This window comes from Helicobacter sp. MIT 14-3879 (assembly GCF_003364125.1).
Genome location: NZ_NXLP01000064.1, coordinates 1 through 6594, shown reverse-complemented (window position 1 = coordinate 6594; position 6594 = coordinate 1). Strand labels below are relative to the sequence as shown.

The following is a 6594-nucleotide window of genomic DNA, read 5'->3' as shown; positions in this document are numbered from 1 at the left end:
TTGTCATGACTTTGGGCAAAGCCCGAAGTATCTCTAATAGAATCTTTGGATTATGCAATGTTTTATACTTTAAGCCTAATTTGAGAGTCTAAAGTAAAGCTTAAGATTCTTTAGCCTTTTTAGAATCTTTAAGAGATTCTTCAGCCTCTAAAGAGGCTTCAGAATGACAAGAATCCTTATTTGTTCTATTTGCAGGTAGGCAGAATCGATTATGCGAGCGTAACAAAACATCTCCTTTGTCATACTTAAGCATAGCGAAGTATCTCTCTTATCATACTAAGACTCTTTTTCTTGTCATTACTAAGGCTTTAGTCTAAATTTCTCAAGATTCTATAATAAGAGATTCTTCACTTGCTAAAGCAAGTTCAGAATGACAAGGTGAGAGATATTTCAGCTTTTACAAAGCCTGTGCGTGCCTCACACAACTCACCCACACCTGCAAATATGACAACACCGCCGATTGTCATGACTTTGGGCAAAGCCCGAAGTATCTCTAATAGAATCTTTGGGCTATGCAATGTTTTATACTTTAAGCCTAATTTGAGGGTCTAAAGTAAAGCTTAAGATTCTTTAGCCTTTTTAGAATCTTTAAGAGATTCTTCAGCCTCTAAAGAGGCTTTAAAATGACAAGGTGATAAAATGGAATGACAAAAGAAAAGAGCAGATTCTTTAAATGATAAGGTGAATTTGCAAGAGGCTTCAGAATGACAAAAAAATGGAGGGTGGAGTTATAAAGCAAGTTCAGAATGACAAAAGCAAATTTAATCATGGAATGACAAAAGAAAAGAGCGGATTCTTTGGAATGATAAGGTGAATTTGTAAGAGGCTTCAGAATGACAAAAAAGAAAGGGTAGAGTTATAAAGCAAGTTCGGAATGACAATCTAACTTATCCTCTTTCAATGTTACCTTGTCCTCTTTGCAAGCTCTTGCAAAGCCTTGCACGATAGATTACCCATACTTGTAATGGCTAAAGCAAGAAAAGGTTTAACAAAAGCACAATCGATTCTGCCCACTTGCAAAGATGATAATTTGAAAAATATTTTAGCCTTTGCAAAGCCTCGCACAAGCAAGGCTTCTACCCACCCCATCATCACCACTTTTTAAGGTCTGCTTAAGTTATATTGAGATTATTTTTGATATAATTCCTTCCCTGATTTAATGCCTACACATACTCCCCCCCCCCCCATTTGCTAAGAGAGGAAATTAAGAGGGAAGTAAATCGCCCAAATATAAAATGGGAGGTATGAAATGAAAAGTATTAAATGGGAGGCAAAATGAAAGGCATTAAATATAAAATATGAAATGGAAAATAGAAAATTAGGAAGCACAAACTAGCAAAATTCATTAAGAGGGGAAGTAAAATCTAGCATCCAACTATGAAATGATAAAGATAAAATTAGGAAGTATTAAAAGCATAAAATATCAAAGATAAACTAGCAATCATTAAGAGAGGGAGGGGGATAATGATAGGAATAAAAATGATAAGAATACAAAATGATAGGGAGATAAAATGGGTTTTGAGACTTTTCTTTCCTTGCTTGTCTATATGAGTATCACTGCTACAACACCCGGTCCTAATAATATCCTTGCCCTAAGTAGCGTCATCAACTATGGCTATCGAGAAAGCAAGAGGCTCATTCTGGGTATTTATGCGGGATTTGCGTCTATTATGATTTTGTGTGGATTTGGCTGTCATCTTTTGATTGAGATTTTGCCCAATATGCTTGAATTCTTAAAGATTCTAGGCGTGGGCTATGTGCTGTATCTCGCCTACAAAGTCGCCATCAGCAAACCTCAAGGCTTAGAAAGTCAAAATGAGAATCTCGGATTTTTCAATGCTTTTTTCTTGCAGTTTGTGAATGTAAAAATCATTTTGTATGCCATTACGATACATATCTCCTTTGTCCTGCCCTACTATCAGAGCTACTTTTATACAGGCACATTTGTGCTTCTTTCTATTGTCGTTGGATTTATGGGAATCTTTTTGTGGATTATCGCAGGGGTTGCCCTCAAAGCCTTTTTGACCAAGCATTATAAAATCGCAAATTTCACGATGGCAGCCCTACTTGTCCTAAGTGCTGTGCAGATTCTGCTAGGGTAGAATTTCATAATCCTTTTATCATAAGAATCTACAAGTAAGAATCTACAAGAATAGGGTATGCAAACTAATCGTGATTATCCTATTAAACTTATTTTTATCATAAGAATCTAAGATAATAGGGCAATGCCCCTACTAACTTTTAGTCATAAGAAAATCTTGTGAGAAATGATTAAAGTTTTGATTGCTCTTAAATACTAGATTCTGCTAGGGTAATTGCTAGAAATAATTTTCTTAGTTTTAGGGCTAAGGTTTGGTTAAATACTAGAAATAAGCTGCTCTCTTATAGTTTTAAAGCTAGAAACAAGCACTATTGGTGAATAAAATCTTATTGCTGAAATTTTTAAGCTTTTATTTTAAATACTAGAAATAAGCCACCCTCTTAGCTTACTAGACTGCTAATAAGCACTAGAAATATTTGCTATTAACTTTACTGCTAAAAGGTTTTAAAAGGCTTATATAAGCTGCTCTTCTAAGGGGATAATCCTCTTTAAGAACAATCATTTTTTAGGAGGGCATAATCTCTGATAATCATTTTCTAGGGCATAATCATTCTTGAGGGACAATCATTTTGCGTGTTTCAAAGCCCTTTTGATGAGCCTAATGCCCAAATAATAGCTAGAAGTCGCCCTTAGCTCCTAAGACTTGTGCCACCACACAACGCATAACTTTTTGATAAAAAGTTCTTTGCTAGGGAGACTTAGTATTGACCTCATACAATCACTATGCTAGGGAGACTTGGTATTAACCCCACGCAATCACTTTTACATAACACTACCGCTTCATTCAAAGTCTTTTGATGTTTCTGCCATAGTTCTAGTTTATTTTAGGATAGGTTTGAAGTTATAAGGCACGGACAAAAACAGCATAAAAAGGCATAAAATTGCTATAAAAAGTTATAAAATCGCTTTTCCTTGAGAGATTATTTCTTACAAAATGAAGTAATAGCTTTTGCCACTCATATCAATGCACGAGAATGTCTCTCAGGCTCTTATCCCGCTTATTGTAATCAAACTTTGCAGCTTGCAGCACAGACATAGAATCAACAAAGCATAGAATTAATAAAATACAGAATCAATAATATAGAATTAATAAAGCATAGAATTCCCCCCCCCCCTTTTTTTTTATCGTCATTGCTAAAGGCTTTAGCCGCAGTATCTCTCTTTATCATATTAAGACTCTTTTTCTTGTCATTACTAAGGCTTTAGTCTAAATTTCTCAAGATTCTATATTTTGAGATTCTTCAGCCTTGCTACGCAAAGCTTTAAAATGACAAGGTGATAAAATGGAATGACAAAAGAAAAGAGCGGATTCTTTGGAATGATAAGGTGAATTTGTAAGAGGGTTCAGAATGACAAAAAAGGAAAGGTAGAGTTATAAAGCAAGTTCAGAATGACAAAAGCAAATTTAATCTTAGAATCTAAGAGGGATATTTTAAGTGTTTTCAAGAATCTGCTGCTAAAGGCTTTGGAGAGACAAGAGGCTAAAAGCTTATTTTGCGATTCTTCAGCCTCTAAAGAGGCTTCAGAATGACAAGGTGAGAGATATTTCAGCTTTTACAAAGCCTGTGCGTGCCTCACGCAACTCACCCACACCTGCAAATATTACAACACCACCGATTGTCATGACTTTGGGCAAAGCCCGAAGTATCTCTAATAGAATCTTTGGATTATGCAATGTTTTATACTTTAAGCCTAATTTGAGAGTCTAAAGTAAAGCTTAAGATTCTTTAGCCTTTTTAGAATCTTTAAGAGATTCTTCAGCCTCTAAAGGGGGTTCAGAATGACAAGAATCCTTATTTGTTCTATTTGCAGGTAGGCAGAATCGATTATGCGAGCGTAACAAAACATCTCCTTTGTCATACTTAAGCGTAGCGAAGTATCTCTTAGCTAAATTTCTCAAGATTCTACAATAAGAGATTCTTCACTTGCTAAAGCAAGTTCAGAATGACAGGGTGATAAAATGGAATGACAAAAGAAAAGAGCGGATTCTTTAGAATGATAAGGCGAATTTGCAAGAGGCTTCAGAATGACAAAAAAGGAAAGGTAGAGTTATAAAGCAAGTTCAGAATGACAAGAGCAAATTTAATCTTAGAATCTAAGAGGGATATTTTAAGGGTTTTCAAGAATCTGTTGCTAAAGGCTTTGGAGAGACAAGAGGCTAAAAGCTTATTTTGAGATTCTTCAGCCTCTAAAGAGGCTTCAGAATGACAAAAGTAATTTCAACACCGACACAAGCCTTTTAGAATCTGAAACTATAAGATTTAATTCGATAGATTAATTAAAATAAAAAGTAAATCTTCAACAAAAGTAAATTTTCTGCAATGCCTAAGTTAAAATAAAGTTAAGATAATAAGAATGTTTAAGTAAAGATGATGAGAATCCTTAAGATATAAGGCTATGCCATAAATTGATTACACAAGAGGGCATTTTATAAAGCCATCAAATGATTATCCTCACTTATTCCTTATGTTAGTGTCATATAATAAAGTATAAAACAAATTAAAGGACAATAAAGGCTATTTTATAGGGCTTTAAACCTATTACCAATCCGCTAAAAGGCTTATTTAACTTATTTTCTACCACCTCATTATAAGCCTACTTGCATTACATCGCAGAATCTTACTTGCTTCTTTAATCTATTTCACTACTTTATTAGAATCTTATTTCCTTACCGCCCCTTAAAAGCTATTTATTAGAATCTATCTTGCCATTACATCGCAGAATCTTACTTATATAGAATCTCATTTATATAATTCCATTTAGCAAAATCTCACTTGCTCTCACACTCGTTCTTAAAGCCTTTTATGCTATAATGTAAAGTTTTAGTTTTTGCAAAAATAACTTAAAATAAAAATGATAAAGAGAAACGATAAGGAATAAAGGGGATAACTCAATGCTATGCCATCATCTATTTTATGTATTATTTTCCCATTTACTTTACATATTATTTTCTTGGTTATTTTCTTGGGCTATTTTTCGTAACTTTTTCTTATCTTTTTTCTCCACCACCTCACTCTAAATTCCCCTATTCTTAAGGCTTTTTAAGAAGCTTTATGACAACATTTAGCTAGACTATAAGGGCTAAATTTTAAGCTAAGAGGCTTAAGCCATAGATTGATTACAACAAAAAGGATATTAATGAGATGTTTAAAGATTACCCCTAATATTGCTTGGGGTTTGGTTATTTTTGGCGGTATTTTGGAGTGCTTTTGGGTAAGTGGGCTGAAATACGCCGATAGTGTGATTTTGTATCTGCTCACAGCAGTTGGGATTTGCATCTCTTTTACTTGCGGAATGTTAGCACTAAAAGTCCTAGAAGTAGGCATTGCTTATAGTGTGCTTGTGGGCATTGGCACAGCGGGAGTTGCCCTAGCAGAAATCATCGTCTTTAGCGAGGACTTTTCATTGCTAAAAATCTTTTTTATCATTACTTTGCTAATAGGCGTCATAGGGCTAAAACTCTCGGCACAGGAAGTAGAGGAGGCAGAGGGGGCAGAGGAGTCAGAGGAGGTACAGAAAGAAAAGCAAGAGCTTTCTTGCGACTTAGGGCGTAAGCGGCTGCTAGAGGAGTAGCAATGAGCTGGGTGTATTTGATACTAGCGGGGTGTATGGAAATCATCGGCGTGATTGCCTTGAAAAAGTATAGCCTAAGTGGGCGAAAAATCTTTTTACTTGCTATTTTAGTCCAATTTGCCCTAAGCTTTAGCCTACTCTCGCTTGCTATGTCAGAGATTGCTATGGCAACAGCCTATGCGATATGGACAGGTATCGGTGCGGCAGGGGGCGTGCTTGTGGGCATTGCATTTTTTAATGAAAGCAAAGACGGCAAAAAGCTCTTTTTTATCACGATGATTATTGCTTCAGTCATAGGGCTTAAGGCATTATCCTAAGGCTATCTATTTTAGAGAGCATTTTAGAGGATATTAGCTATATTTTGTGAAAATACAATAGTTGTAATAGCCTATTATATTTTAGAATATACTAGCTATATTTTGTGTTTTAGTTCTTATCAATTAAGAGGGTGGAGGGTATGGAGAGGGGTTGTCTTAAACATATTAGAGGGGATATGAGAATGAATAGAGAGAATTATAGGATATGAGAAGGCATTATCCTAAGAGGTAGAGAGATATTTCTAAAGGGTTTAAGGGGTAAAATAAACCTAAATTATATTCTTGTAAGATTAAAGCCTAAAATTAGGGAATATGAGAGATTATTACTCTAAGGGATATAAGGAAATATGAGAGAAATAATTACCTTGAAATACCTATGGGTTAAAGTTTTAATCGAGTGCATTAAAAATCCTAAGGAGATAATTACCTTGAAATACCTATGGACCAGAGTGGGTAGTGGGCTATAAATTCGGGCTTTGCCCAAAGTAATGGCAAGTTTGAGGATTCAGAGAGACTTCGGCTAACGTCTTGCATTGTTAGTGTTTTCTTTAAGATAGGTGATTTTTTGCTCCAAAATCTCAAGAATCTTTTGTGTTTGGGATA

Annotated in this window: 10 protein-coding genes; 4 read left to right on the top strand and 6 right to left on the bottom strand. The window is 35.1% G+C overall.

Going from position 1 to position 6594, the window contains the following annotated elements:
• Nucleotides 1-100 precede the first annotated feature (100 nt).
• From CQA44_RS13320 to CQA44_RS10795, 3 genes are all read right to left on the bottom strand, one after another.
• Nucleotides 101-226, bottom strand: coding sequence for a hypothetical protein (locus CQA44_RS13320; protein WP_258865015.1), 126 nt, complete (start codon nucleotides 224-226; stop codon nucleotides 101-103).
• Nucleotides 227-365: 139 nt separating this feature from the next.
• Entirely contained in the window at nucleotides 366-518 is a 153-nt protein-coding gene (locus CQA44_RS12700) for a hypothetical protein (protein WP_181881884.1), read from the bottom strand.
• Between the two features lie 385 nt (nucleotides 519-903).
• Nucleotides 904-1089 carry a hypothetical protein gene (locus CQA44_RS10795; RefSeq protein ID WP_115547243.1) on the bottom strand — a complete coding sequence of 62 codons (186 nt, stop codon included), beginning with the start codon at nucleotides 1087-1089 and terminating at the stop codon, nucleotides 904-906.
• A gap of 422 nt (nucleotides 1090-1511) precedes the next feature.
• Between CQA44_RS10795 and CQA44_RS10790 the strand changes: the two genes are divergently transcribed.
• Nucleotides 1512-2102 (top strand): LysE family transporter, encoded by a 591-nt coding sequence (locus tag CQA44_RS10790; RefSeq protein ID WP_115547242.1) that lies wholly within the window; start codon nucleotides 1512-1514, stop codon nucleotides 2100-2102.
• Between the two features lie 1039 nt (nucleotides 2103-3141).
• Here the strand turns inward: CQA44_RS10790 and CQA44_RS13315 are convergent.
• Entirely contained in the window at nucleotides 3142-3270 is a 129-nt protein-coding gene (locus CQA44_RS13315; protein ID WP_258865014.1) for a hypothetical protein, read from the bottom strand.
• 221 nt (nucleotides 3271-3491) lie between these two features.
• Between CQA44_RS13315 and CQA44_RS12695 the strand changes: the two genes are divergently transcribed.
• On the top strand, nucleotides 3492-3632 hold the full coding sequence (locus CQA44_RS12695; RefSeq protein WP_181881883.1) for a hypothetical protein: 141 nt from the start codon (nucleotides 3492-3494) through the stop codon (nucleotides 3630-3632).
• On the opposite strand, the gene CQA44_RS12690 is transcribed toward CQA44_RS12695, so the two are convergent.
• Both CQA44_RS12690 and CQA44_RS13310 read right to left on the bottom strand, forming a co-directional pair.
• Nucleotides 3624-3776 carry a hypothetical protein gene (locus tag CQA44_RS12690; protein WP_181881882.1) on the bottom strand — a complete coding sequence of 51 codons (153 nt, stop codon included), beginning with the start codon at nucleotides 3774-3776 and terminating at the stop codon, nucleotides 3624-3626. The two genes, CQA44_RS12695 and CQA44_RS12690, sit on opposite strands and share 9 nt — an antisense overlap.
• Nucleotides 3777-3818: 42 nt before the next feature.
• Complete coding sequence (locus tag CQA44_RS13310) at nucleotides 3819-3944, bottom strand: hypothetical protein (RefSeq protein WP_258865013.1); 126 nt, start codon at nucleotides 3942-3944, stop codon at nucleotides 3819-3821.
• 1295 nt (nucleotides 3945-5239) lie between these two features.
• Here CQA44_RS13310 and CQA44_RS10785 point away from each other — a divergent pair.
• Both CQA44_RS10785 and CQA44_RS10780 read left to right on the top strand, forming a co-directional pair.
• Nucleotides 5240-5674, top strand: coding sequence for a multidrug efflux SMR transporter (locus tag CQA44_RS10785; RefSeq protein ID WP_115547241.1), 435 nt, complete (start codon nucleotides 5240-5242; stop codon nucleotides 5672-5674).
• Nucleotides 5675-5676: 2 nt separating this feature from the next.
• Nucleotides 5677-5991: a multidrug efflux SMR transporter gene (locus tag CQA44_RS10780; RefSeq protein ID WP_115547240.1), complete on the top strand. Its 315-nt coding sequence runs from the start codon at nucleotides 5677-5679 to the stop codon at nucleotides 5989-5991.
• Nucleotides 5992-6594: the final 603 nt, after the last annotated feature.

Excerpts from the sequence above, each read along its gene's own strand:
- CQA44_RS10795 (WP_115547243.1), bottom strand. The coding sequence starts at position 1,089 with ATGGGGTGGGTAGAAGCCTTGCTTGTGCGAGGCTTTGCAAAGGCTAAA.
- CQA44_RS10790 (WP_115547242.1), top strand. The coding sequence starts at position 1,512 with ATGGGTTTTGAGACTTTTCTTTCCTTGCTTGTCTATATGAGTATCACT.
- CQA44_RS13315 (WP_258865014.1), bottom strand. The coding sequence starts at position 3,270 with ATGATAAAGAGAGATACTGCGGCTAAAGCCTTTAGCAATGACGATAAA.
- CQA44_RS12695 (WP_181881883.1), top strand. The coding sequence starts at position 3,492 with ATGACAAAAGCAAATTTAATCTTAGAATCTAAGAGGGATATTTTAAGT.
- CQA44_RS10785 (WP_115547241.1), top strand. The coding sequence starts at position 5,240 with ATGAGATGTTTAAAGATTACCCCTAATATTGCTTGGGGTTTGGTTATT.
- CQA44_RS10780 (WP_115547240.1), top strand. The coding sequence starts at position 5,677 with ATGAGCTGGGTGTATTTGATACTAGCGGGGTGTATGGAAATCATCGGC.